Origin of the sequence: Streptomyces sp. NPDC002838 (assembly GCF_040295365.1) — a bacterium.
Classification (GTDB): domain Bacteria; phylum Actinomycetota; class Actinomycetes; order Streptomycetales; family Streptomycetaceae; genus Streptomyces.
Genome location: NZ_JBEOVF010000016.1, coordinates 24327 through 46588, shown reverse-complemented (window position 1 = coordinate 46588; position 22262 = coordinate 24327). Strand labels below are relative to the sequence as shown.

The following is a 22262-nucleotide window of genomic DNA, read 5'->3' as shown; positions in this document are numbered from 1 at the left end:
CTGACGGCGCGGTCGGGCGATGAGCAATCCTGTGAGCATGTCCCACGATCAAGTGCAGTCCGCCGAGCGTTCCGTGGCTGGAGCTGGAGCTGGAGCTGGAGCTGGAGCTGGAGCTGGAGCGCCGTCGGCCGGCGGTGCCGAGGCTCCGTTCCTCGAACTGCTGGCACGGGGTGCGTCCGCCGACGCCTACGAGCAGCCGGTGCTGCTGGCCCGCGCCGAGGGGCGGTCGGCCGAGTGGATCGCCGCGCTCGAACAGGCCAAGCCGCTCGCCCTGCGTGTGCGCTCGGAGCTGGAGGGCCGGCGCCGGCGGGAGGCCGAGCTGTCCGCGCTCTTCGAGACCGCCCATGACCTGGCCGGGCTGCGTGACCTGGACGCGGTCCTGCAAGCGATCGTGCAGCGAGCCCGGTCGCTGCTCGGCACGGACGTGGCCTACCTCAGCCTGAACGACCCGGTCAGGGGCGACACCTACATGCGCGTCACCGAGGGCTCGGTCGCGGCCTGCTTCCAGCAGTTGCGGCTCGGGATGGGGGAGGGGCTGGGCGGCCTCGTCGCCCAGACGGCCCGCCCGTACGTCACCGACGACTATTTCAAGGACGACCGCTTCCAGCACACTGTCACCATCGACGCGGGCGTCCGGGACGAGGGACTGGTCGCCATCCTCGGCGTCCCCCTGATGCTGGGGCACCACGTCATCGGCGTCCTGTTCGCCGCGGACCGGCGCGCCCGGGTGTTCGAGCGGGAGCAGATCGCGCTGCTGGGGTCCTTCGCCGCCCTGGCCGCGGCCGCCATCGACACCGCGAACCTGCTCACCGAGACCCGATCGGCCCTCGCCGGCCTGGAGCGGGCCAACGAGATCATCCGGGACCGCAGCGGGGTCATCGAGCGTGCCTCGGACGTCCACGACCGGCTCGCCGAACTCGTCCTGCGCGGCGGCGGTGTCCACGACGTGGCCGCCGCGGTCTCCGAAGTCCTCGACGGCACGGTCGAGTTCACCGAGGCCGTCGCAGCACCGGCCCGGGCCCTGGAGGCGTCACGCGCCGACGGGCACGCCGTGCGGCACGAGGACGACTGGATCGCCGCCGTGGCCGCCGGCGGCGAACTCCTGGGCGCGCTCGTGCTGCGCGGTCATCCGGGCCTCGACCCCGTCGACCAACGCACTCTGGAGCGCGCCGCGATGGTCACCTCGCTGCTGCTGCTCGCCAGACGCTCGGCCGCCGAGGCCGAACAGCGCGTGCGCGGAGAGCTCCTCGACGACCTGCTCGACGCCCGCGACCGAGATCCTCGCCTGCTGCGTGAGCGCGCCGCCCGGCTGCACGCCGACCTCGACGCCACTCATGTCGTGCTCGCCGCCCGCCTGGACGGTCCCGCGGCCGACGCCGACCAGGAGGCGGACGCCCGGCGGCGCCTGTGGTCCGCCGCGTCGCACCTCGCCGCCACCCGGCACGGACTGGCCGCCGCCCGCGACGGCGGCACCGTCCTCCTGCTGCCCCTGGAGCCCGGCGACAGTGCGACGGAGCTGGCCCGGCGCACCGCCCACCACCTCGGCACCGCCGTGCACGAAGCGGTCACCGTCGGCGCCTCACCCCCCGTCGAGGACCTCGCCGCCCATCCGGACGCCATAGCCGCCGCCTATGCGGAAGGCAGGCGCTGCCTCGACGCCCTGCGACTGCTCGGCCGCACCGGTGACGGAGCCGCCGCCGAGGACTTCGGCTTCCTCGGCCTGCTGCTCGCCGGGGACCGGGACATCGCCGGGTTCGTGGATCGCACGATCGGCCCGGTCGTCGCGTACGACGACCGGCGCGGCACCGACCTGGTGCGCACCCTCGCCGCCTACTTCGACTGCGGAATGAGCCCCGCCCGCACCAAGGACGAACTGCACGTTCACGTGAACACGGTCGCCCAGCGCCTGGAGCGGGTCGGCCGTCTCCTCGGCGACGACTGGCAGCGCCCCGCCCGCGCCCTGGAGGTCCAACTCGCCCTGCGGCTGCACCGGTTGTCGGTGCCGGGACAGGACTGACCCCGTACGCGCGGGCGTACGGGGCCGGTCCCAGGTGCATCAGACGGTGTGCGCGTCCGCCGCACGGGCCGTCGCGGGCGCCGCGTCGGCGGAGCAGGGCTCGATCTCTGTCAGATCCCGGTGGCGGGTCTCCTTGGCCGCTGCCACGGCGATGACGGTCAGGACGGCCGCGGCGACGACGTACAGGGCGATCGGGGTGGAGCTGTCGTAGTCGGCCAGCAGCGCGGTGGCGATGAGCGGCGCCGGTGCGCCCGCCGCGACCGAGGCGAACTGGGCGCCGATGGAGGCGCCGGAGTAGCGCATCCGGGTCGCGAACATCTCGGAGAAGAAGGCGGCTTGGGGCGCGTACATCGCGCCGTGCAGGACCAGACCCACGGTCACGGCGAGGATCAGAGGGCCGAAACCGCCGGTGTCGATGAGCGAGAAGAACGGGAACATCCACAGGCCGACACCGACCGCGCCCAGCAGATACACCGGACGGCGGCCGATCCGGTCCGACAACGCGCCCCAGGCGGGGATGACCGCGAAGTGCACGGCCGAGGCGATCAGCACCGCGTTGAGCGCGGTCTGCTTGGAGACGCCGGCCGAGGTGGTGGCGTAGACGAGGATGAACGCGGTGATGACGTAGTAGCTGATGTTCTCCGCCATACGGGCACCCATGGCCACCAGCACGTCGCGCCAGTGGTGCTTCAGCACGGAGACGAGCGGCAGCCTCTCGGTGTCGGCGGCCGGGGCCGCCTTGCGCGCCTCCGCCTGCGCCAACGCCTGTTTGAAGACCGGAGATTCATCGACAGACAGACGAATCCACAAACCGACGATCACCAGCACACCGGAGAGCAGGAAGGGGATCCGCCAGCCCCAGCTGCCGAACGCGCTGTCCGACAGCACGGCGGTCAGCAGGGACAGCACGCCGGTCGCCAGGAGCTGCCCGGCGGGCGCCCCGGTCTGCGGCCACGAGGCCCAGAACCCGCGCCGCCGCGCGTCCCCGTGCTCGGACACCAGCAGCACGGCCCCGCCCCACTCGCCGCCGAGCGCGAAGCCCTGCACCAGGCGCAGCACGGTCAGCAGCACGGGAGCGGCGGTCCCGATGGTCGCGTGCGTGGGCAGCAGTCCGATCGCGAAGGTCGCGCCGCCCATCAGCAGCAGGCTCAGCACCAGCAACTTCTTGCGCCCCAGCCGGTCGCCGTAGTGCCCGAAGACGAGGGCACCGAGCGGACGCGCGGCGAATCCGACGGCGTACGTCAGGAACGACAGCAGCGTGCCGACGAGCGGGTCGGAGTCCGGGAAGAACAGCTTGTTGAAGACGAGAGCGGCGGCGGAGCCGTACAGGAAGAAGTCGTACCACTCGATGGTGGTGCCGATGAGGCTGGCGGCGACGATGCGCTTGAGGCTGGCGGGGGGTGGGGGAGCGGTTGCGGGGGAGGGCATCGGCACCACTTCCTGGCGGTTGGCGGGGACGGTTTCGTGTCGCCATACCGTAGGAATGCGCAGGTCAGGCGCACATGTGGCGGGGCAACATAGTTCGAGGGTTGGCTATGCGTGTGGCCACCATGCCGACTCATTTTCAGCCGCGCGGCATCGCTGTCACCGGACTTCACGTGGGATACGTGGACACGGACCTGGCGGCGGGCGTCGACGCGCCCAAGGCCGACCCGCGTGACGTCGCCGCACTTGCCCTGGACGGCGTCGAGGCGGGGGCGCACGAGGTGCTCGCCGACGACGTCTCGCGACAGGTCAAGGCAGGTCTGGCCGGGGACCTTGCAGGGCTGTACCCCCAGCTGTCGCAGTAAGACCGAGGACGGAGCGAGGGCAGCAGCCGACCGAGGGCGTCACCACCCTCCTGCAGGCCCGTACCCGAGTCACCCAACCGCAGTTCACACACAAGGAGTCGACGCCATGTCCACCCAAGAGTCACGTCCCACGATTCACATTCCGGGGACCACCAGCCACACCATCGCCCCGCGCGGGGGACGCAGCAGCCGTGAGGGAAAGCTGCGCTACCTCAAGACGGGCACGGGTGCTCCCCTGGTCCTGTTGCACACGGTGCGAACGCAGGCCGAGCACTTCCGCTTCCTGATTCCGATGATCTCGGATCAGTACACCGTGTATGCCCTCGATCTTCCGGGGATGGGCTACTCCGAGATCGTGCCCGGTGCGTCGTACGACGAGCCGGCGATGCGCGCGGGCGTCGAACGGCTCCTGACCGAGCTCGATCTCCATGACGTGACGCTGGTCGGGGAGTCCATGGGGGCGGTGCTCGCCCTGACCGCCGCCGCCGATCTGCCGGAGCGGGTACGGCGCGTCGTCGCGGTGAACACGTACGACTTCCGCGCCGGAATCGCCCGGTCCAGCCTCCTCGCCCGCATCGTGGTCGGCGGTGTTCTCACCCCAGGGGTGGGCGCGGTGGTCGCCCAGCAGGAGCCCAAACCCATCCTTCGCAGGATCCTGCGGGGCGGGTTGGGTGACAAGTCCGCTTTGCGGGATGACTACGTGGACGAGCTCCTCCAGGTGGGCAGCCGTCCCGGCTACCCGACCGTCGCCCGGGCTGTCTACCAGAACCTGCCCGGCCTCATCGCGGCCCGCTCGCGCTACTCCGAGGTCAAGGCCCCCATCCACCTCGTCTACGGGGAGAAGGACTGGTCCCGGCCATCGGACCGGGAAGCCAACAAGCAGCTGCTGCCTGCCGCCGATTTCACGCATGTACCGGGAGCAGGCCACTTCATCGCACTCGAGAGGCCGGAGGTAGTGGCGGACCTGCTCGCCTCCGTGGCTTGATCCATCGGCCGGAGCAGTTCTCGTGGCGAAAGAGCCAGGCATTACGGGCACGCCAACCGCAATGCCAAGCACTTCGATCCTTGTACAGGGATCGGCCACCAAGCTGCTCCGCGACATCTGAAGGAGGGTGCCGGGGAGCCGGGCAAGGCGGCCGATCCCCATGACGGCGTTGCCGGGTTCCGAGCAGTCCCGCCAACGCCAGGGCCCTGCACCTCGCCATCGTCCTCCGCTGGTGTCGCCCTCACTCCTGCTGGCGACACCGACCGGAAGGCCCTTGCAGACAAATGCCGGAATCGTCCGAAGGACTCCGGCTACCGGCCCTGCTGGAGCGATCCAGTCCGTGCCGGGCAGGAACGCGACTCTCGAACCGCCCATGCCGGCGGCCCGACGTGTCGGTTGATCAAGTTGGCGGCGTAAGCGCCCCCGAGACCGCTGTGACCACCCCCATTCGGGGGTGGTGCGTGAAGGCGATCGACTCCACCATGTCGTCCGAATGACGTCGTGGCAGGCAAAGGAGCAGCACATGACGGAGATCCAGATCGAGTTCGATGTTGCGGCGGAGATGCGTGACGGCACGGTGCTGCGCGCGGATGTCTACCGGCCCGGCGGTATGGGGCCGTGGCCGGTGCTGCTGAGCCGGCTGCCCTATGGCAAGCACACGCTCATCGCGGCCATCGGGCTCGATCCCCTGGCGGCGGCCAAGCGCGGCTTCATCGTCGTCATACAGGACACCCGTGGCCGGTTCGCCTCCGAGGGGGAGTGGGAGCCGTGGACGTACGAGGAGAGCGACGGCTACGACACCGTACGGTGGGCCGCCGCCCTCCCCGGCTCCAACGGCTCCGTAGGCATGTGCGGTGGCAGCTACTTCGGTAACACCCAGTGGATGGCGGCGCTGTCGAAGCCGCCGGAGCTGAAGGCGATCGCGCCGTTGATCACGTGGTCCGATCCGGACGACGGGCTGTGGACGCGCGGCGGCGCGATCGAGCTCGGCATCACCGCGCCGTGGTCCCTCATGCAGGGCGCCGACACCATGATGCGCCGTCACCGCACCGACCTCGACGGGCTCGTGAGCGGTATCACCGGGCTCGTGCGCGATCTGGACGGCCTGGCCGACGGCGGTTACGCGGAGCTGCCCGCCGGGCGGTTTCCGGCGTTCGCCCGGCATGATGTGCCCGAGCTGGGCTACGAGCGTTCGCGGCGGGAGCCCGACTGGGCGCGGTCCTGCCGCGTCGCGGGCCGCCATGACGAGGTCGACCTGCCCACATTCCAGCTCGGCGGCTGGTACGACATCTTTAGCCAGGGCACGCTCGACAACTTCACCGCCATGCGCCGCGCCGGCCGGTCCGCCACGCTGATCATGGGCCCCTGGACACACATGAACTGGCGGCACGTGGTCGGTGACGTCAACTTCGGGTTCAGCGCGAACTCCGACTTCATGGGCATGCGGGGGCGCGTGCACGACATGCAGCTTGACTGGTTCGAGCGCACACTCGGCGACGGTGAGGATCTGGAACCGAACACGGGCAAAGTCCTGCTGTTCGTGATGGGCATCAACCAGTGGCGCGAGGAGACGGAATGGCCCCTGTCGCGGGCGGTGGACACGGACTTCCACCTGCGCGCGGACGGACGCCTGACGCATGAGCCGCCGTCCACCGCCGAGCAGCCCGAGGAGTTCACCTACGACCCCATGAACCCGGTGCCGACCACCGGTGGCGCGCTTCTAATGTCCGACGACTTCCGTCCCGGGCCGCTGGAGCAGACGGCCGTGGAGGCGCGCGAAGACGTCCTGGTCTTCAGCACCGAACCGCTCACCGAGGACGTCGAGGTGACCGGCCGCGTCCGGGCGGTGCTCTTCGCCGCCACGGACGGAGTCTCGACCGACTGGGTGGCCCGCCTGTGCGACGTCGATGAGAACGGCGTCTCCCGCAATGTGGCCGACGGCATCGTGCGGGTGCGCGCGGCGACACCGGGCGAGGCGGCCGAGCACGTCGTGGACCTGTGGTCGACCAGCGTCGTCTTCCGGGCGGGTCACCGGATACGGGTCCAGGTCACCTCCAGCAACTTCCCACGCTGGGACCGCAACCTCAACACGGGCGAACCCGAGGAAAGCGCGACCACGGCCCGAGTGGCCCGCCAGCAGGTCTTCCACGACCCCGCCCGGCCCTCCCGCATCGTCCTGCCCGTGGTCCCGGCCTGACCGGAAGCGGGGGAGATCCATATGGACGATGTCATCTCGCCCGGGGCGCTCCTGCCCCAAGTCGCAACCCAGTTCGGGGACAAACTCGCCCTGGTGACCTCGACGCGGACGCTGACCTTCCGCGAGCTCGACGCGGAGAGTGACTGCGTCGCGGCGGGGCTGATCGCCCGCGGGGTACGCCCCGGCGGCACGGTCTCGTTGTACGCCCCGGCGTGGCGCCGGACGGCCGACTGTTCCGGAACCAGGCCGGCAACTACGTGGACGCAGCTGCATATGGCACAACGTGGGCGTGGGCACGGGAGTACGTCCTGACCCGTACAGAACTCGCCTCCAAGCTGGCCAAGCGGCCCTACGATCTCCGGCACGCCGGGATCTCGTTCTGGCTGTACTCCGGTGTGGACCCCGCCGAGTGCGCTCGTCGCGCGGGCCAGAGCATTGAGGTCCTCTTCCGCCACTACGCCAAGTTCCTGGACGGCGTCCGAGAGCAGGCCAACCGCCTCATCGAGCAGTCCATGCAGGAGTGGGACCGCGTCAGCCAGGGCGCGGAGTCTGAAGGGTGAGTCGGGGTTTGGTCCGTGACTGGTCCGGAAGTACTGGTCAGGAGCGGGACAGCGGTGGGAGGAACTGGGAGTTATGACGTAAGCCGGTCCCTGCTCTGGGCGGGCCGAGAGGAAGGCGCCTGGCGGGCAAGAGCCCAGGTCAGGCGCCTTTTTTCGTGCCTCTGGAAGAAGCCCAGCTTCTTCGGCGAATACGACACCAGAAGGTTCTTCGTCTCTTGGTGGTACAGCTTCCGCGCCGCCTCTGACCAGCGGCAACGACGACCGTTGCCGCCGTCGCTGGGGCGATCGGCCCGTGGATGGCCCGGATCTTGGTCGCCTGGCCACGTCTGCGGCCGACGAGGATGTCCGGCAAGCAGGCGGCCCCGGTCCGTGCTGGGCTCAGAGCCGACCGGTGATCGACTGGAGACCGACACCGGTCGCGCCGACGGCGGCCCAGAGGATCGCACCCAGCAGGAGTGGCCGCGCACCCGCCTCGCGAAGCTTGGAGAACTTCAGCGACAGACCGATCCCCGACAGGGCCAGAGTGATCAGGAACGTGCTGATCACGGGCAGTGCCGGCTCCCATGAAGCAGGGATGCCGTCATAAGTGGCGGCGGCTGACGCGAGCAGGAATCCGATGATGAACACGGGGAACGCGCGCCAGATCCGCCTGCCCGCACTCTCGTCCTGCCGGGCGTCCCGGGCTCGCCGCCCGAAGGACCGCCACAGCACCAGGGCCACACAGATCGGCACGATCATGAGACTGCGCGTCAGTTTGACCACCACCGCGTACTGCCCGGCCTCGGTTCCGTAGCTGTACGAGGTGGCGACGACCGAGGACGTGTCGTTGATCGCGGTGCCGCTCCACAGGCCGAACGCCTCCTGCGACATCCCGAGCAGGTGGCCGATCGGAGGGAACAGGACGACGGCGGCGATGTTGAAGGTGAAGATGGTGCCGAGGGCGTATGCGACCCGGGCCTCGGCGGCGCCGACGGCTGCGGTCACCGCGGCGATCGCCGAGGCTCCGCAGACGCCCGTGCCGACTCCGATGAGCAGCCTGGTCTCAGGGTGGACGCCCAGCAGTCCGCCGACGGCCCAGGCACCGAGCAGCGCCACGGCCAGCGTGCCCAGCATGACCGGCAGTGACCCCACCCCGACTCGCAACACGTCACTCAGCGAAAGCGCGGTCCCGAGCACGATGATGGAAGCCTGCAAGACCTGTCTGCCCACGACCGCGAACCCGGGGTGCAGACGCTCGGCCGTTCCGTGGGGGGCCATCCGTCTCAGCAGGGCTCCGGCAAGAGCACCCACCACGATCCCGAACACCGGGCCGCCCACGGTCGGGACGAGACGGCCCAGCCAGACGGCCGGCAGCGCGACCGCCACCGCCACCGCCAGTCCCGGCACTACGGCACTCGACGCGCGCCCGACGCGCCTCGTACCGGCGAGCACGCGTGGCAGTGGCTTGACCGGCAGGACATGGGACGATTCCATGACCTCTCCCTTCCTGCATCCCGATGGCGAGCTGCATCCGCACGATCGCCGGGTCCCGCCGGTCTCCGGTAGAGACCCGTTTCAGAGGAGGTCATAAGCAGTGCTGATGGGCCTTCCACCGGGGACACCGGAACTGAAAGTGCTGGACCTGCTGGTCTCCGTCGCCCAGACCGGCAGTCTCGGCCGGGCCGCCGCGCGGCACGGGATGAGCCAGCCGGCGGCTAGCATGCGCATCACAGCGTTGGAACGGCAGTTGCGGCTGGTACTGCTCGAACGCGGCCCCACCGGGTCACGCCTCACCCCGGCCGGGATCGCCGTCGTGGACTGGGCGCTGCCGGTGCTCGACGCGGCCCGGGCGCTGGTCAGTGGCGTCGCGGCGCTTCACGCGGATCAGCAGGGCCGACTGCGGATCGCCGCGTCGATGACCATCGCGGATCACCGGGTGCCGGGGTGGCTGATGGCCCTGCGCACCAGGCTCCCCGAGGTCAAGGTCGCCCTGCGGGTCGGCAATTCCTCACAGGTCGCCGACATGGTGCGCGGCCGTGAGGCCGACCTCGGTTTTGTCGAGGGCCCGCACGCGCCGGACGGACTCCACAGCCGCACCATCGCCGACGACGAACTGGTCGTGGTGGTCGCTCCGGGGCACCCGTGGGCCAGACGCAGGCAGCCGCTGCCGCTGCGGACACTGGCGGCCACTCCCTTGATCGTTCGCGAACAGGGCTCGGGGACGCGCGACGCCGTATGGGAAATCCTTCGCCGTTCCACGGGAACGGCTCTCCGCCCGCCCGCACTCGGCGGTTCTGCTCCTTCGGTGCCTTCCGTCCGGACCCCGCCCGCCACGGGTTCGGGAGTTGCCGCCGGACGGATCCCCGTCCAGCCGGGGTTCGACGAGGAACCCGCGCCGCCCGCGGCGGAACTGGGTTCCACCACCGCGATCAAGTCGGCAGTGTCCACGGGCGACGCCCCTGCGGTGCTGAGCCGTCTCGCCGTGTCGGCCGAACTCGACGACCGACGGCTGGTCAGCGTGCCGCTGGAGGAACCTGCCCTGCTGCGGCGGCGGTTCCGGGCCGTCTGGCTGCGGGAGACGCCCCCGGTGGGGCCGGCGGCCACGCTGCTGGCCCTGGCCGTCCGCCGGTAGAAGGGCGACCCGCAGGCGACCGGCCGCCACGGGCCGGAACCCCTGCCCAGCGGGTGCCCGCAACCCCTCCTTGCGCCCACAGCCCTGGCGCTACCGGTCGACCGATGCCTGTTGTCCCAGGTCAGGAGGGCGTTGGCAGTGATGAGGTTGGCGTAACCAGTGCGTAATTCCGGCAACCGGTCGGTGTAACACCGCATCCGCAGCATTCCGGCCATGACAGGGATCGTCGCAGGTGGCAGAGGTTCAGGTAGCCGTGTCGCACCGGTACGGCGCATTCGGGACGTGCTGCGCACCCGCATCCTCACCGGCGTATACGGAACCCGGCCGTTGCCCTCCGAGGCGGAGTTGGCCGCGGAACTGGGGGCCAGCCGCAACGTCGTCCGGGACGTCCTCGCGCTGCTGCGCATCGAGGGCCTGGTCGACCGGATTCCCGGCGTCGGGACGTTCGTCGTGGCGGGAAAGGCCGTACAGGGACTCGACCGGCTGCGCGGACTCGCGGAGAGCTTCGACACCGGCTGCGACCGCGTGGTCAACCAGGTTCTGCTGGCGGACACCGTGCCCGCCACACCCACCGTCGCCGAGCGGCTCGAACTTGCCCCGGGCACCGAGGTGGTCGCCCTGGAAAGGGTACGACTGCTCGACGGGGAGCCCCTGTCGCTGGACGCCAGTTACCTTCCCGCGGACATCGGCAGGCCCCTGCTGGAGATGGACCTGGCGCGGCACGACGTCTTCGAGCTGCTCGAAGGCGAACTGGGCCTGCCACTGGGCGCCGCCGCCCTGTCCATAGAGGCGATCGCCGCCGACCGTACCGTCGCCGACCTGCTGCGCGTGGCGGACGGCATTCCCCTGTTGTTCCTCGAACGGCTCACCTACACCAACGCGGGCCGGCCGATCGATCTCGAGTTCGTCCGATTCCGCGGAGACCGGATGTCCCTGGCCGGCTGGCTCCACCGCACCCCCGACCCGCTGCTGAACCACCCTTCCACCGAAAGAGGCTGACCTCCGTGCAGATCCCACCCCAGTCTCAGCGCCGCGAGTTCACCTGTGACGTTCTCATCGTCGGCGGGGGCACCGCCGGCACCATGGCGGCCCTCACCGCGGCAGCGAACGGCGCGGACGTACTCCTGCTGGAAAAGGCACACGTACGTCACTCCGGTGCCCTGGCCATGGGCATGGACGGGGTGAACAACGCCGTCGTTCCGGGCAAGGCGACCCCCGAGGACTACGTCGCCGACATCACCCTCGCCAACGACGGCATCGTCAACCAGCGCACCATCTACGAGACCGCCACCCGCGGCTTCGGCATGGTGCAGCGGCTGGAGGGCTACGGCGTCAAGTTCGAGAAGGACGAACACAACGAGTACGCCGTGCGCAAGGTGCACCGCTCGGGCAGCTACGTGCTGCCGATGCCGGAGGGCCGCGACGTCAAGAAGGTCCTGTACCGCACGCTGCGCGCCCGCCACGTGCGCTCCCGGGTCACGATCGAGAACCGGATCATGCCGGTACGGGTCCTCACCGTGGACGGCCGGGCGGTCGGAGCGGTCGGATTCGACACCCGGTCCGGGGAGTTCGTCACCATCTCGGCCGGCGCGGTGATCCTGGCCGCAGGGGCCTGCGGCCGCCTGGGCCTTCCGGCCAGCGGCTATCTGTACGGCACGTACGAGAACCCCACCAACGCGGGCGACGGCTACGCGATGGCGTACCACGCGGGCGCGGAACTGTCCGGTATCGAGTGCTTCCAGGTCAACCCGCTCATCAAGGACTACAACGGGCCGGCCTGCGCCTACGTCGCCAACCCCTTCGGGGGCTACACGGTCAACGCCGACGGTAACCGGTTCGTCGACTGCGACTACTGGTCCGGCCAGATGATGGCCGAGGTCAAGCGCGAACTGGACAGCGCCCGGGGCCCGATCTACCTCAAGCTCAGCCATCTGCCGGACGCCACGATCAACCAGATCGAGGGCATCCTGCACACCACCGAGCGGCCCACCCGCGGCACCTTCCACGAAGGCCGCGGCCACGACTACCGCACCCGTGACATCGAGATGCACGTCTCGGAGATCGGCCTGTGCAGCGGCCACTCCGCCTCGGGTGTCTGGGTCGACGAGCACGCCGCCACCACCGTGCCGGGCCTGTACGCCGCCGGAGACATGGCCTGCGTACCGCACAACTACATGATCGGCGCCTTCGTCTACGGAGACATCGCCGGCGAACACGCCAGCGGCTTCGCCGCCTCCGCCGGCCGCCCCGCGCTGCCCGAGGACCAGATCGCGGCGGCGCACGAACTGATCTACCGCCCGCTGTCCCACCCGGACGGACCCCCCCAGCCGCAGGTGGAGTACAAGCTCCGTCGCTTCGTCAACGACTACCTCCAGCCGCCCAAGACCGACCGCTATCTGACCCTCGGCCTGGAGGCGTTCGGCCGGATGAGCCGCGAGATCGCCGGCATGGGAGCCCGCACTCCCCACGAGCTCATGCGCTGCGCCGAGGTCACCTTCATCCGGGACTGCGCCGAGATGGCGGCGCGCGCCTCACTGGCCCGTACGGAGAGCCGCTGGGGCCTGTATCACCAGCGGGCCGACTGGCCGGAACAGGACGACGCGAACTGGTTCCGTCATCTGAACCTGCGCAAGAGCGGAGCGGGAGAGGCCGGCGGGAGCGGGAAGATGGAAACCCTGACCCGGCCGATAGCGCCGTACATCGTGCCGGTGCCCGGATTCACCCGCCCGGACGGGGTACCGGACGTGCCCGCCCCGACTGGTGCCGACCTTGCGGCGGTGTGGGGATGAGTGACACCAGGCCCGGACAGGGCGGCCCCCACCGCATCCTGGCGCTCCTCGAACTCGCGGACGAGGCACCGACCACCGAGGAACTCGCGGAATTCCTCACCGACACCGACCCCGACGTACGCCGCACCGCGCTGACCGTCCTCAGTGAGGCCGCCGAATCCTGGGAGGAGCCGTCGGCGGTCTTCGCCGCGGCCCTGCTGGACCCGGCCGCGACGGTCCGCCGCGTCGCCATAGAGCTACTGAGCGAACTGCGCGAGGTGCTGGTTTCCGGTGAGCGTTTCTCGCGGTCCCTGCGCGAGGCGTGCGGGCATCCGGACACCGACGTCCGGGCTGCCGCCGTGGTCGCCCTGTGGCGTCACCGGCTGTGCCGCGTCGATGAGTTGACCTCGTTGCTGAACGACCCGGACGAGGTTGTGCGCTGCGGGACCGTGCTGGGGCTCGTCTCCCTGGACGCATTGGACGCGCTGGCGAAAGCCGCCGGCGATCCGGCCGCCTCGGTGCGTCTCGCCGTGGCCCGGGGGCTGGCCGCCGTCGGAGACCCGCGCGGCGCCGCCACCCTGATACGTCTCGCCGAGGACTCCGATGTCCTGGTCCGAGCCGCGGCCCTGTCCGCCATGGCGCACACCGGCTGCACCGAGCAGGCGGCGGACCTGGCCCGTACGGCGCTGGCCGACCCGGCATGGCAGATCCGGCAGGGGGCGGCGGCCGCGCTGGCGGTGGCGGATCCCCAGCAGGCGGTCGCCCCGCTGATCGCCGCGACGAGGGACACCAATCTCGACGTACGCAAGGCCGCAGTGCGTGCCCTCGGGGGCCTTGCGGCAGGCCGCCCTGACGTGCAGGCGGCGCTCGAAGCAGCCGTTGCCGACGTGGACGCCGACGTCCGCGCCTTCGCCCGCATGGGCTTGACCGACGCCCAGTCGGATCTCACCGAATCCCCGACCACCGACACCGCGACAGGCTGAAGGAGACCACTCATGGCGCACGCATCCAACCGGGTCGACGTACCGGTCACCATCGACGAATCGAAGTGCATCGACGGCTGCACCCTCTGCGTGGACATGTGCCCGCTGGACTCACTGGCCATCCACCCCGAGACCGGCAAGGCGTACATGCACGTCGACGAGTGCTGGTACTGCGGTCCCTGCGCGGCCCGCTGCCCGGTCGACGCGGTCACGGTCGACATCCCCTTCCTGCTGCGGTGACTGGAGCCTGACATGTATCCCTTTCCGCACCCCGTCCCACGGCCCTCGCTCCCGCAGCGGTCCCGCCGCCGGCCGTTGCTCGCCGTACTCGCCGTACTGGGGCTCGGTGCCAGTGCCTGCGGTACCGACACCTCGGCCGGCGGTTCCTCGACCGTCGTGGTCAACGTCGGCTACCAGTCCAAGACCATCAACACCGTCACCGCGGGCACCCTGCTGCGCGACCGGGGCACCTTCGAGCGCAAGCTGAACGCCATCGGCAAGGCCAAGGGGATTCACTACAAGGTCGTCTGGCAGGACTTCCCCTCGGGGCCGCCGCTGACCGCCCAGATGATCGCAGGCAAGGTGGACATCGGCTCCATGGGCGACTATCCGGTCCTGGTCAACGGTTCCAAGACCGCCGAGTTCCCCGACGCCCGGTCGGAACTGGTCGCGATCACCGGCTACAACCTGCGCGGATCGCTCAATCAGGTCGTCGTGCCGAAGGACTCCCCGGCACAGAAGCTGACCGATCTGCGCGGCAAGGTGGTGTCCACCAGTGTCGGGTCGGCCGCACACGGAATGCTCGTGAACGCCCTGCGGAAGAACGGGCTGAGCCCGGACGACGTCAAGCTGCTCAACCAGGAACCGGCGGTCGGCGCCTCGGCGCTTGAGGGCGAACAGGTCGCCGCGCTGTCCCAGTTCGTGCCCTGGCCGCAGCTGATGGTGTTCCGCAAGCAGGGCAGGCTGCTCTACGACGGCGGGTCCAACGGCGTCCCGACGTTCCACGCCGTCGTCTCCCGCAAGGCGTACGCCGACGATCACCCCGACGTGATGCGGGCCTTCCTGGAGTCGGTCCGCGACACGGCGGACTACCTGAACAAGAACCCGCTGGCCGGCGCCGAGCAGGTCGCCAAGGTCACGGGAATCGAACCCGAGGTGGTCTACCTCTACAACGGACCGAACGGCCTGGTGACCTTCGACCCGACCATCAAGCCCCAGCTGGTCGACGCGCTCTCCAAGGACCTGCCCTTCCTCAAGGACCTCGGCTCGGTCAAGAACCTGGACCTGGGCAAGTTCGTCAACGACAGCTACCTCCGCAAGATCTACGGCTCCTCGTACGACGCCGCCAGCAAGAGCACCGCGTCCCCGAGCACGCTCAGCGGCCAGGACCCGGTCTGCCACGAGCCCGTCAAAGATCCGCGCACCGCCTCGGAAGTGTGGTTCAGCGGTCAGAAGCCGACCGGGGTGGCCTCGACTCCCACCTGCCTGCTGAGGCAGATCGCCGCCCACGACGGGGGAGTGCGAGCCGCCTACGTACCCGACGCGAAGGACGGGATCCGGATGTTCGCGTCCGCCGCGACCTGGGTGCTCGACTCCGACCGGTCCGCGAACTCCCGGCTGCTGCCGTTCGCGGTGGCCGCGGACGCGGACTCCTATCTGGCGGACCACTCCGACGCCCGCAAAGTCGGCTACGAGGCGGCGCTGGAGGCTGCTTCGTGAGCCGGCGGCGGTCGCAGGACCCGCACCACGGCACCACCCCTCACAGAGCTGAGTAGGCATCGCAGGCATCGCAGGCATCGCAGGAAAGAGGACGCATGACAACGACTCCCGTCTCCCAGCAGTCCCTGACACCCACCGGTGAATCGATCTCCGTCAACCCGCGACCACGCCCCGGTCTGCGTGCCGCCGGCCTCCGCCCGCTCACGGCGCTCGGAGCGTGGCCGCGCCGACTGGCCGCCGGAGCGCGGGCAGCGCTGCCCCTGGCCGCTGCGCTGCTGATCTGGCACCTGCTCACGGCCAACGACGTCATCCTGTGGCTGCGCTTCGACAAGGTGCCCGGCCCGGCCGACGTGTACGACACCCTCAAGGGGCAACTGAGGTCCGGCAGTTACTATCAGGACCTGTTCGCCAGTCTGCGCCGCATCATGCTCGGTTTCGGGCTCGCCGCGGTGAGCGGGGTGGCCATCGGCATGGCGATCGGGCGTTCACGGGTCGTCCAGGCGCTGGTCCGGCCGCTCATCGAGGTGGCTCGGCCGATCCCGGCGATCGCCCTGGTCCCGCTGGCGATCCTCATGTTCCCGACCGGCGAGCAGGGCATCGTCTTCATCACCTTCTTCGCCGCGTTCTTCCCGGTGGTGGTGAGCACCATCCACGCGATGAAGACCCTGCCCAAGGTCTGGGAGGAGGCCGCCCGGACGATGGGCGCCCGCCGGCTCTCCGTACTGGCGCACGTGGTGCTCCCCGGCGCGATGCCCGGCATCTTCTCGGGGCTGTCCGTCTCCGTGGGGGTGGCCTGGATCTGCGTGATCAGCGCTGAAATGATCTCCGGTCAGTTCGGCATCGGCTACTACACCTGGCAGTCGTACGGCCTGCTCGACTACTCCGGTGTGGTCGTCGGAATGCTGTCCATCGGCATCCTGGGCTGGGGCACGGCCTGGTTGGTGGAGCGGCTCGGGTCCCGCGTCAACCGCTGGCTGCCGAGGAACGCCCGATGAGCGCCGGAGCGCGGGTCCGGCTGGAAGGACTCAAGCTCGCCTTCGGCGACATGCCGACCGCCGAGGTCGACCTCGAGGTGCGGCCCGGAGAGATCGTCATTCTGCTCGGGCCGTCCGGGTGCGGGAAGTCCACCATTCTGCGTGCCCTGGCGGGACTGCTCACACCCACCGCCGGGCGCGCGGAGGTCGACGGCAAACCGGCAGGTGGGGCCGACACGGCCTGTGCGATGGTCTTCCAGGAAGATGCTCTGCTGCCCTGGCGTTCGGCCGCGCGCAACGTCGAGTACGCCCTCAAACTGCGCGGCGTGCCCCGGCGGCAACGGCGTCAGGAAGCCGAGGAACTCCTGGCCCAGGTCGGCCTGGAGGGCTTCTTCGACCACCTGCCGGGCCAGTTGTCGGGCGGTATGCGGCAACGCGTGCAGCTCGCCCGGACGCTGGCCACCCGCCCCCGGGTGATGCTGATGGACGAGCCGTTCGGCGCACTGGACGCCCAGACCCGCTCGGAGATGCAGCAACTGCTGATCTCGGTCTGGCGACAGTACGGGACCACCATCCTCTTCGTCACCCATGACGTCGACGAGGCCCTGCTGCTGGGCGACCGGGTCGTCCTGCTCAGTGCCCGCCCCGCCGTAGTACGCGAGATCGTCGACATCCCCGGGCCGCGGCGCCCGGGATCCCAGTTCGAACCCGAATTCGCCCGCCGCCGCTACGAGATCCTCGCCTCGCTCGGCGACGCTCCGCCCGCCGAGCTTTCCCCCGAAGGCGCCTGAAGTCCTGTCGCCCGAACCACCGCAGGTCGTTCGATCCCACACCAAAGGAGCCACCTCATCATGACCTTCGTCATCGGGGCCGCGTGCGTCGACGTCATGGACCGCGCCTGTGTCGACGAGTGCCCGGTGGACTGCATCTACATCGGGGAGCGCATGGCCTACATCAACCCCGACGAGTGCATCGACTGCAGCGCCTGCGAACCCGTCTGTCCGGTCGAGGCCATCGCCACGGTCGAGGAACTCGCACCCGAGGACGCGCCGTTCGTCACCGAGAACGCGCGCTTCTTCTCCGAACCGCTGCCCGGGCGTACCGAGCCGCTGGGCTCGCCGGGCGGTGCCGCGGACCTCGGCACGATCGGTGTCGACACGCCTTTCGTCCAGAGTTACGTGGCGCCATGAGCGGCACCGACGCCGGCCTCGCAGGCACCGAGCGCACCGAACAGACCGAACGGCTCGAGCGGGTGGTCGTCCGGTTCGCCGGTGACTCCGGAGACGGTATGCAGCTCACCGGCGACCGGTTCACCTCGGCGGCCGCGGCCTTCGGCAACGACCTGGCCACGCTGCCCAGCTTCCCCGCCGAGATCCGCGCCCCCCAGGGCAGCATCGCCGGAGTCTCGTCCTTCCAGGTGCACTTCGCCGACTACGACATCCTCACGGCCGGAGACCGGCCCGATGTGCTGGTGGCGATGAACCCGGCCGCGTTGAAGGCCAACCTCGCCGACCTGCCGCCGGGCGGCACGATGATCGTGAACACCGACGAGTTCACCCCACGCAATCTCACCAGGGCGGGCTGTGCAGCCGATCCGCTGGAGGACGGCACACTGACCGCCTTCCAGGTCCACCCGGTGGCCATGACCACGCTGACCCGGGGCGCATTGGCGGACACCGGTCTGAGCAAGAAGGAAGCGGAGCGGGCGAAGAACATGTTCGCCCTGGGCCTGCTGTCCTGGATGTACCACCGTCCTACCGGCGGGACCGAGCGGTTCCTGCGGCAGAAGTTCGCACGCAAGCCCGAGATCGCCGAGGCGAACATCCTGGCCTTCCGGGCCGGCTGGAACTACGGCGAGACCACCGAGTCGTTCGCCGTGACGTTCGAGGTCGCCCCCGCGACGGCCCTCACCCCGGGCACGTACCGGCAGATCACCGGCAACACCGCCCTCGCGTACGGAATCGTCGCGGCCGGGGCCAGGTCAGGGCTGCCGGTGCTCCTCGGCAGCTACCCGATCACCCCGGCCAGCGACATCCTTCACGAGCTGTCCCGGCACAAGAACTTCGGCGTGACCACGGTGCAGGCGGAGGACGAGATCGCAGCCGTCGGGGCCGCGCTGGGGGCCTCGTACGGCGGGGCCCTGGGCGTGACCACCACGTCCGGTCCCGGCCTCGCCCTCAAGAGCGAGACGATCGGCCTGGCCGTGATGACGGAGCTGCCGCTGCTGGTGATCGACGTGCAGCGCGGCGGGCCGTCCACCGGCCTGCCCACCAAGACGGAGCAGGCGGACCTACTGCAGGCCATGTTCGGGCGCAACGGCGAATCCCCGGTGCCGGTCCTCGCGCCGGCCACCCCGGCGGACTGCTTCGACACGATGCTCGACGCGGCCCGCATCGCCCTCACCTACCGGACACCGGTGCTGCTGCTGTCCGACGGCCATATCGCCAACGGCTCCGAGCCCTGGCTCGTCCCGGACGCCTCCGAGCTGCCCGACCTGAGCGTCGAGTTCACCACCGAGCCCAACGCCCCCGACGGATCGGGCGCGTTCTGGGGCTATCTGCGCGACCCGCGCACCCTCGCCCGGCCCTGGGCGGTGCCCGGCACCCCAGGACTCGAACACCGCATCGGCGGCCTGGAGAAGGCCGACGGCACGGGCGACATCTCGTACGACGCGGACAACCACGACCGCATGGTGCGGCTGCGGCAGGCCAAGATCGACGGGATCACCGTGCCCGACGCCGTGCCGGACGACCCGTCCGGCCGGGCCGAGGTCCTGGTGGTGGGCTGGGGCTCGTCGTACGGGCCGATCGGCGCCGCGGCACGACGGGTCCGCCGGGCCGGACACCCCGTCGCACATCTGCATCTGCGGCACCTCAACCCCCTTCCCGCCAACCTCGGCGAGGTGCTCTCCCGCTACGAGCGCGTCGTGGTCCCGGAGCTGAACCTCGGCCAGCTCGCGCTGCTGCTGCGCGCCAAGTACCTGGTCGACGCCGTCTCGTACACAAAGGTCGCCGGTCTGCCGTTCGGGGCGGAGGAACTCCAGGGCGTGTTCACCGATGTGATCGAAGGAGCCCGGACATGACCACCACCGACCTCGGCCTGCCTGGCATCGGCGGGCAGGCACTGGTTCCCGAGTCCGAGACGCAGCTGTCGCCGAAGGACTTCAAGTCCGACCAGGAGGTGCGCTGGTGCCCCGGCTGCGGTGACTACGCCGTCCTGGCCGCTGTGCAGGGCTTCATGCCCCGGCTCGGGCTGAAGCGGGAGAACACCGTGTTCATCTCCGGCATCGGTTGCTCCTCCCGCTTCCCGTACTACATGAACACCTACGGGATGCACTCCATCCACGGCCGCGCCCCGGCCATCGCCACCGGCCTGGCTGTCGCCCGTCCCGATCTGTCGGTGTGGGTGGTCACCGGTGACGGGGACGCCCTGTCGATCGGCGGCAATCACCTGATCCACACCCTGCGGCGCAACGTGAACCTCAACATCCTGCTGTTCAACAACCGCATCTACGGACTCACCAAGGGCCAGTACTCGCCGACCTCGGAGACCGGCAAGGTCACCAAATCCACCCCCATGGGCTCGGTCGACGCCCCCTTCGACCCGGTGTCGCTGGCACTGGGCGCCGGTGCCACCTTCGTCGCACGCGTCCTCGACTCGGACCGTGCGGGGCTGACCGAAGTGCTCACCGCGGCCGCCGAACACCGGGGCACCGCGCTCGTGGAGATCTACCAGAACTGCCCGATCTTCAACGACGGAGCCTTCGAGGTGCTCCGGCAACCCGGCGAGAAGGAGCGGCGCCTCATCCCGCTGCGCCACGGGGAACCGCTGCGCTTCGGCGCCGAAGGAGAGTTCGGCGTGGTCCGTACCGGTTCCGGAGGGCTGGAGACGGCGAAGGTCTCGGAAGTGGGGGAGGAGGCGCTGGTGGTGCACGACGTCACCCTGGAGGACCCTTCCTACGCCTTCGCCCTGTCGCGGCTGTGCTCCCAGAATCTCGCCCACACCGTCACCGGCGTCTTCCGCTCCGTCAGCTGCCCGGTCTACGACGACCAGGTCCGCGCCCAGATCGAGCAGGCCAGGAGCACCACACCCGCCGACCTCCAGTCCCTGCTCGCCGGCAAGGACACCTGGACGGTCGTCGGCTGACGCCGCGCCACTTCTCGCCTCGCCCCCAACACCCAGCGCCCCACGGATTCGGAGCCCCGCCTGTGACAACCGCACAGACACACGCGCACGCCGCCCTGGCCACGGAGACAGTCGGCAGGGCCCTGTCCGAGGTCCTCGACCCGGAGATCCAGCGGCCCATCACCGACCTCGGGATGGTCAAGGAGATCACGGTGGGCGCCGACGGCGCGGTGCTGATCGGCATCTATCTGACCGTCTCCGGCTGCCCGTTGCGCGAGAAGATCACCGCGGACGCCACCGCCGCGGTGTCCGCGCTGCCCGGCGTGCGCGAGGTGCGCATCGAGCTGGACGTGATGAGCGACGAGCAACGGACCGAACTGCGCAGGAGTCTGCGGGGCGACACGGACGAGCCGGAGATCCCCTTCGCCCGGCCCGGCTCTCTGACCCGGGTCTACTGCGTCGCCTCCGGCAAGGGCGGAGTCGGGAAATCGAGTGTCACGGTCAACCTGGCCGCCGCGATGGGCTCCCGCGGGCTGTCGGTCGGCGTGCTGGACGCCGACATCTACGGCCACTCGGTTCCGCGGATGCTGGGAGTGACGGCCGGCCCCACCCGCGTCGAAAAGATGATCATGCCGCCCCGAGCGAACGGTGTGAAGGTGATCTCCGTCGGCATGTTCACCTCGGGCAACGCGCCGGTGATGTGGCGCGGCCCACTGCTGCACCGCGCGCTGCAGCAGTTCCTCGGTGAGGTGTACTGGGGGGATCTCGACGTGCTGCTGCTCGACCTGCCGCCCGGCACCGGCGACATCCCCATCTCCATAGCCCAGTTGCTTCCCGACTCCGAGATCCTCGTGGTGACCACACCACAGGCGGCCGCGGCCGAGGTGGCCGAGCGGGCCGGGGCCGTCAGCCTGCAGACCGGTCAGCGTGTGGCCGGGGTGGTCGAGAACATGTCCTGGCTGCGGCTGCCGGACGGTTCGATGACGCGGCTCTTCGGCTCCGGCGGCGGCCGGACGGTCGCCGACTCGCTGTCCCTCGCGCTGGGCACGGAAGTCCCTCTGCTGGGTCAGGTGCCGATGGACCCCCTCCTGGGCGAGGCGGGCGACGCCGGTACGCCCTTGGTGCTGAGCGCCCCCGAGGCTCCCGCGGCGGTGGCGCTCCGCGGAATCGCGGAGCGGCTGTCCGTACGCCGACGTGGCCTGGCCGGTTGCCGGCTCCCGGTCAGCCCGTCATGAGCGGGCCTCCGGCAGCCGACCGTCCCTCGCCGACCGCGGAAGTAGCCGTTGCCCGAGTCCGCGGGCAGGTCAGGCGCCTTTTCCGAGCGCCTGGAAGCCCAGCTTCTTCGGCGAGTCACCAGGAGGTCTTCGTCTGCTGGTGGTACACGGCTGACAAGCGGTTGACCAGCGAAATTGGCTGCGATTAACACAAACAGCGGTGCACTGGTCCGGGCATGGCCCGGACCTTGGGCCGTGGCCGTACTGGTGAACTGGCCCTGAGCGCGGCCGCCGACCCGAGATCACCGCACGGCGTGTC

17 protein-coding genes and 2 pseudogenes are annotated in these 22262 nt (G+C 70.1%); 17 read left to right on the top strand and 2 right to left on the bottom strand.

All coding sequences use genetic code 11. The features are described from left to right. The first annotated feature begins 37 nt into the window (after positions 1–37). Entirely contained in the window at positions 38–2017 is a 1980-nt protein-coding gene (locus ABT063_RS21395; protein WP_351058946.1) for a helix-turn-helix domain-containing protein, read from the top strand. 39 nt (positions 2018–2056) lie between these two features. Here the strand turns inward: ABT063_RS21395 and ABT063_RS21390 are convergent, their stop codons facing one another. Beyond that, positions 2057–3445 carry an MFS transporter gene (locus tag ABT063_RS21390; protein WP_351058945.1) on the bottom strand — a complete coding sequence of 463 codons (1389 nt, stop codon included), beginning with the start codon at positions 3443–3445 and terminating at the stop codon, positions 2057–2059. Positions 3446–3582: 137 nt separating this feature from the next. Between ABT063_RS21390 and ABT063_RS21385 the strand changes: the two are divergent. The 5 genes and pseudogenes from ABT063_RS21385 to ABT063_RS21365 all read left to right on the top strand — a co-directional run. Further along, positions 3583–3807, top strand: a pseudogene (locus ABT063_RS21385) (short-chain dehydrogenase); the annotation flags it as partial. Between the two features lie 106 nt (positions 3808–3913). Next, positions 3914–4792, top strand: a complete 879-nt coding sequence (locus ABT063_RS21380) for an alpha/beta fold hydrolase (RefSeq protein WP_351058944.1) — start codon at positions 3914–3916, stop codon at positions 4790–4792. 523 nt (positions 4793–5315) lie between these two features. Next, the gene (locus tag ABT063_RS21375) at positions 5316–6989 is read left to right on the top strand and encodes a CocE/NonD family hydrolase (RefSeq protein WP_351058943.1); all 1674 of its coding nucleotides are present in this window, start codon (positions 5316–5318) and stop codon (positions 6987–6989) included. 21 nt (positions 6990–7010) lie between these two features. Beyond that, positions 7011–7301, top strand: a complete 291-nt coding sequence (locus ABT063_RS21370; protein ID WP_351058942.1) for an AMP-binding protein — start codon at positions 7011–7013, stop codon at positions 7299–7301. Continuing rightward, positions 7202–7549, top strand: a complete 348-nt coding sequence (locus ABT063_RS21365; RefSeq protein ID WP_351059059.1) for a hypothetical protein — start codon at positions 7202–7204, stop codon at positions 7547–7549. Before ABT063_RS21370 ends, ABT063_RS21365 begins: the two co-directional genes overlap by 100 nt. Before the next feature lie 378 nt (positions 7550–7927). Here the strand turns inward: ABT063_RS21365 and ABT063_RS21360 are convergent, their stop codons facing one another. Further along, entirely contained in the window at positions 7928–9022 is a 1095-nt protein-coding gene (locus ABT063_RS21360) for a YeiH family protein (RefSeq protein ID WP_351058941.1), read from the bottom strand. A 106-nt stretch (positions 9023–9128) separates the two neighbouring features. Here ABT063_RS21360 and ABT063_RS21355 point away from each other — a divergent pair, with 106 nt between their 5' ends. From ABT063_RS21355 to ABT063_RS21300, 11 genes and pseudogenes are all read left to right on the top strand, one after another. Then, the gene (locus ABT063_RS21355; RefSeq protein WP_351058940.1) at positions 9129–10160 is read left to right on the top strand and encodes a LysR family transcriptional regulator; all 1032 of its coding nucleotides are present in this window, start codon (positions 9129–9131) and stop codon (positions 10158–10160) included. 213 nt (positions 10161–10373) lie between these two features. After that, positions 10374–11159 carry a GntR family transcriptional regulator gene (locus ABT063_RS21350; protein ID WP_351058939.1) on the top strand — a complete coding sequence of 262 codons (786 nt, stop codon included), beginning with the start codon at positions 10374–10376 and terminating at the stop codon, positions 11157–11159. A gap of 5 nt (positions 11160–11164) precedes the next feature. Further along, a pseudogene (locus ABT063_RS52230) lies at positions 11165–13911 on the top strand (fumarate reductase/succinate dehydrogenase flavoprotein subunit). A 12-nt stretch (positions 13912–13923) separates the two neighbouring features. Further along, positions 13924–14151 (top strand): 4Fe-4S dicluster domain-containing protein, encoded by a 228-nt coding sequence (locus ABT063_RS21335; protein ID WP_053748154.1) that lies wholly within the window; start codon positions 13924–13926, stop codon positions 14149–14151. A 12-nt stretch (positions 14152–14163) separates the two neighbouring features. Next, positions 14164–15630 (top strand): ABC transporter substrate-binding protein, encoded by a 1467-nt coding sequence (locus ABT063_RS21330; RefSeq protein ID WP_351058936.1) that lies wholly within the window; start codon positions 14164–14166, stop codon positions 15628–15630. Between the two features lie 95 nt (positions 15631–15725). Continuing rightward, positions 15726–16625: an ABC transporter permease gene (locus ABT063_RS21325; RefSeq protein WP_351058935.1), complete on the top strand. Its 900-nt coding sequence runs from the start codon at positions 15726–15728 to the stop codon at positions 16623–16625. Beyond that, positions 16622–17395, top strand: coding sequence for an ABC transporter ATP-binding protein (locus ABT063_RS21320; protein ID WP_351058934.1), 774 nt, complete (start codon positions 16622–16624; stop codon positions 17393–17395). Before ABT063_RS21325 ends, ABT063_RS21320 begins: the two co-directional genes overlap by 4 nt. A 60-nt stretch (positions 17396–17455) precedes the next feature. Next, on the top strand, positions 17456–17794 hold the full coding sequence (gene fdxA / locus ABT063_RS21315; RefSeq protein WP_351058933.1) for a ferredoxin: 339 nt from the start codon (positions 17456–17458) through the stop codon (positions 17792–17794). Beyond that, positions 17791–19686, top strand: coding sequence for a 2-oxoacid:acceptor oxidoreductase subunit alpha (locus ABT063_RS21310; protein ID WP_351058931.1), 1896 nt, complete (start codon positions 17791–17793; stop codon positions 19684–19686). The genes fdxA and ABT063_RS21310 overlap by 4 nt, the downstream gene beginning before the upstream one ends. Next, entirely contained in the window at positions 19683–20750 is a 1068-nt protein-coding gene (locus ABT063_RS21305) for a 2-oxoacid:ferredoxin oxidoreductase subunit beta (RefSeq protein ID WP_351058929.1), read from the top strand. The genes ABT063_RS21310 and ABT063_RS21305 overlap by 4 nt, the downstream gene beginning before the upstream one ends. A 95-nt stretch (positions 20751–20845) precedes the next feature. Continuing rightward, positions 20846–21964, top strand: coding sequence for an Mrp/NBP35 family ATP-binding protein (locus ABT063_RS21300; protein WP_351059049.1), 1119 nt, complete (start codon positions 20846–20848; stop codon positions 21962–21964). The last annotated feature ends 298 nt before the right edge of the window (positions 21965–22262 follow it).

Bases quoted from the DNA above. Each gene is read 5' to 3' on its own strand.
- ABT063_RS21395 (WP_351058946.1), top strand. From the start codon at position 38: ATGTCCCACGATCAAGTGCAGTCCGCCGAGCGTTCCGTGGCTGGAGCT.
- ABT063_RS21390 (WP_351058945.1), bottom strand. From the start codon at position 3,445: ATGCCCTCCCCCGCAACCGCTCCCCCACCCCCCGCCAGCCTCAAGCGC.
- ABT063_RS21380 (WP_351058944.1), top strand. From the start codon at position 3,914: ATGTCCACCCAAGAGTCACGTCCCACGATTCACATTCCGGGGACCACC.
- ABT063_RS21375 (WP_351058943.1), top strand. From the start codon at position 5,316: ATGACGGAGATCCAGATCGAGTTCGATGTTGCGGCGGAGATGCGTGAC.
- ABT063_RS21370 (WP_351058942.1), top strand. From the start codon at position 7,011: ATGGACGATGTCATCTCGCCCGGGGCGCTCCTGCCCCAAGTCGCAACC.
- ABT063_RS21360 (WP_351058941.1), bottom strand. From the start codon at position 9,022: ATGGAATCGTCCCATGTCCTGCCGGTCAAGCCACTGCCACGCGTGCTC.
- ABT063_RS21355 (WP_351058940.1), top strand. From the start codon at position 9,129: ATGGGCCTTCCACCGGGGACACCGGAACTGAAAGTGCTGGACCTGCTG.
- ABT063_RS21350 (WP_351058939.1), top strand. From the start codon at position 10,374: ATGACAGGGATCGTCGCAGGTGGCAGAGGTTCAGGTAGCCGTGTCGCA.
- ABT063_RS21335 (WP_053748154.1), top strand. From the start codon at position 13,924: ATGGCGCACGCATCCAACCGGGTCGACGTACCGGTCACCATCGACGAA.
- ABT063_RS21330 (WP_351058936.1), top strand. From the start codon at position 14,164: ATGTATCCCTTTCCGCACCCCGTCCCACGGCCCTCGCTCCCGCAGCGG.
- ABT063_RS21325 (WP_351058935.1), top strand. From the start codon at position 15,726: ATGACAACGACTCCCGTCTCCCAGCAGTCCCTGACACCCACCGGTGAA.
- ABT063_RS21320 (WP_351058934.1), top strand. From the start codon at position 16,622: ATGAGCGCCGGAGCGCGGGTCCGGCTGGAAGGACTCAAGCTCGCCTTC.
- fdxA (WP_351058933.1), top strand. From the start codon at position 17,456: ATGACCTTCGTCATCGGGGCCGCGTGCGTCGACGTCATGGACCGCGCC.
- ABT063_RS21310 (WP_351058931.1), top strand. From the start codon at position 17,791: ATGAGCGGCACCGACGCCGGCCTCGCAGGCACCGAGCGCACCGAACAG.
- ABT063_RS21305 (WP_351058929.1), top strand. From the start codon at position 19,683: ATGACCACCACCGACCTCGGCCTGCCTGGCATCGGCGGGCAGGCACTG.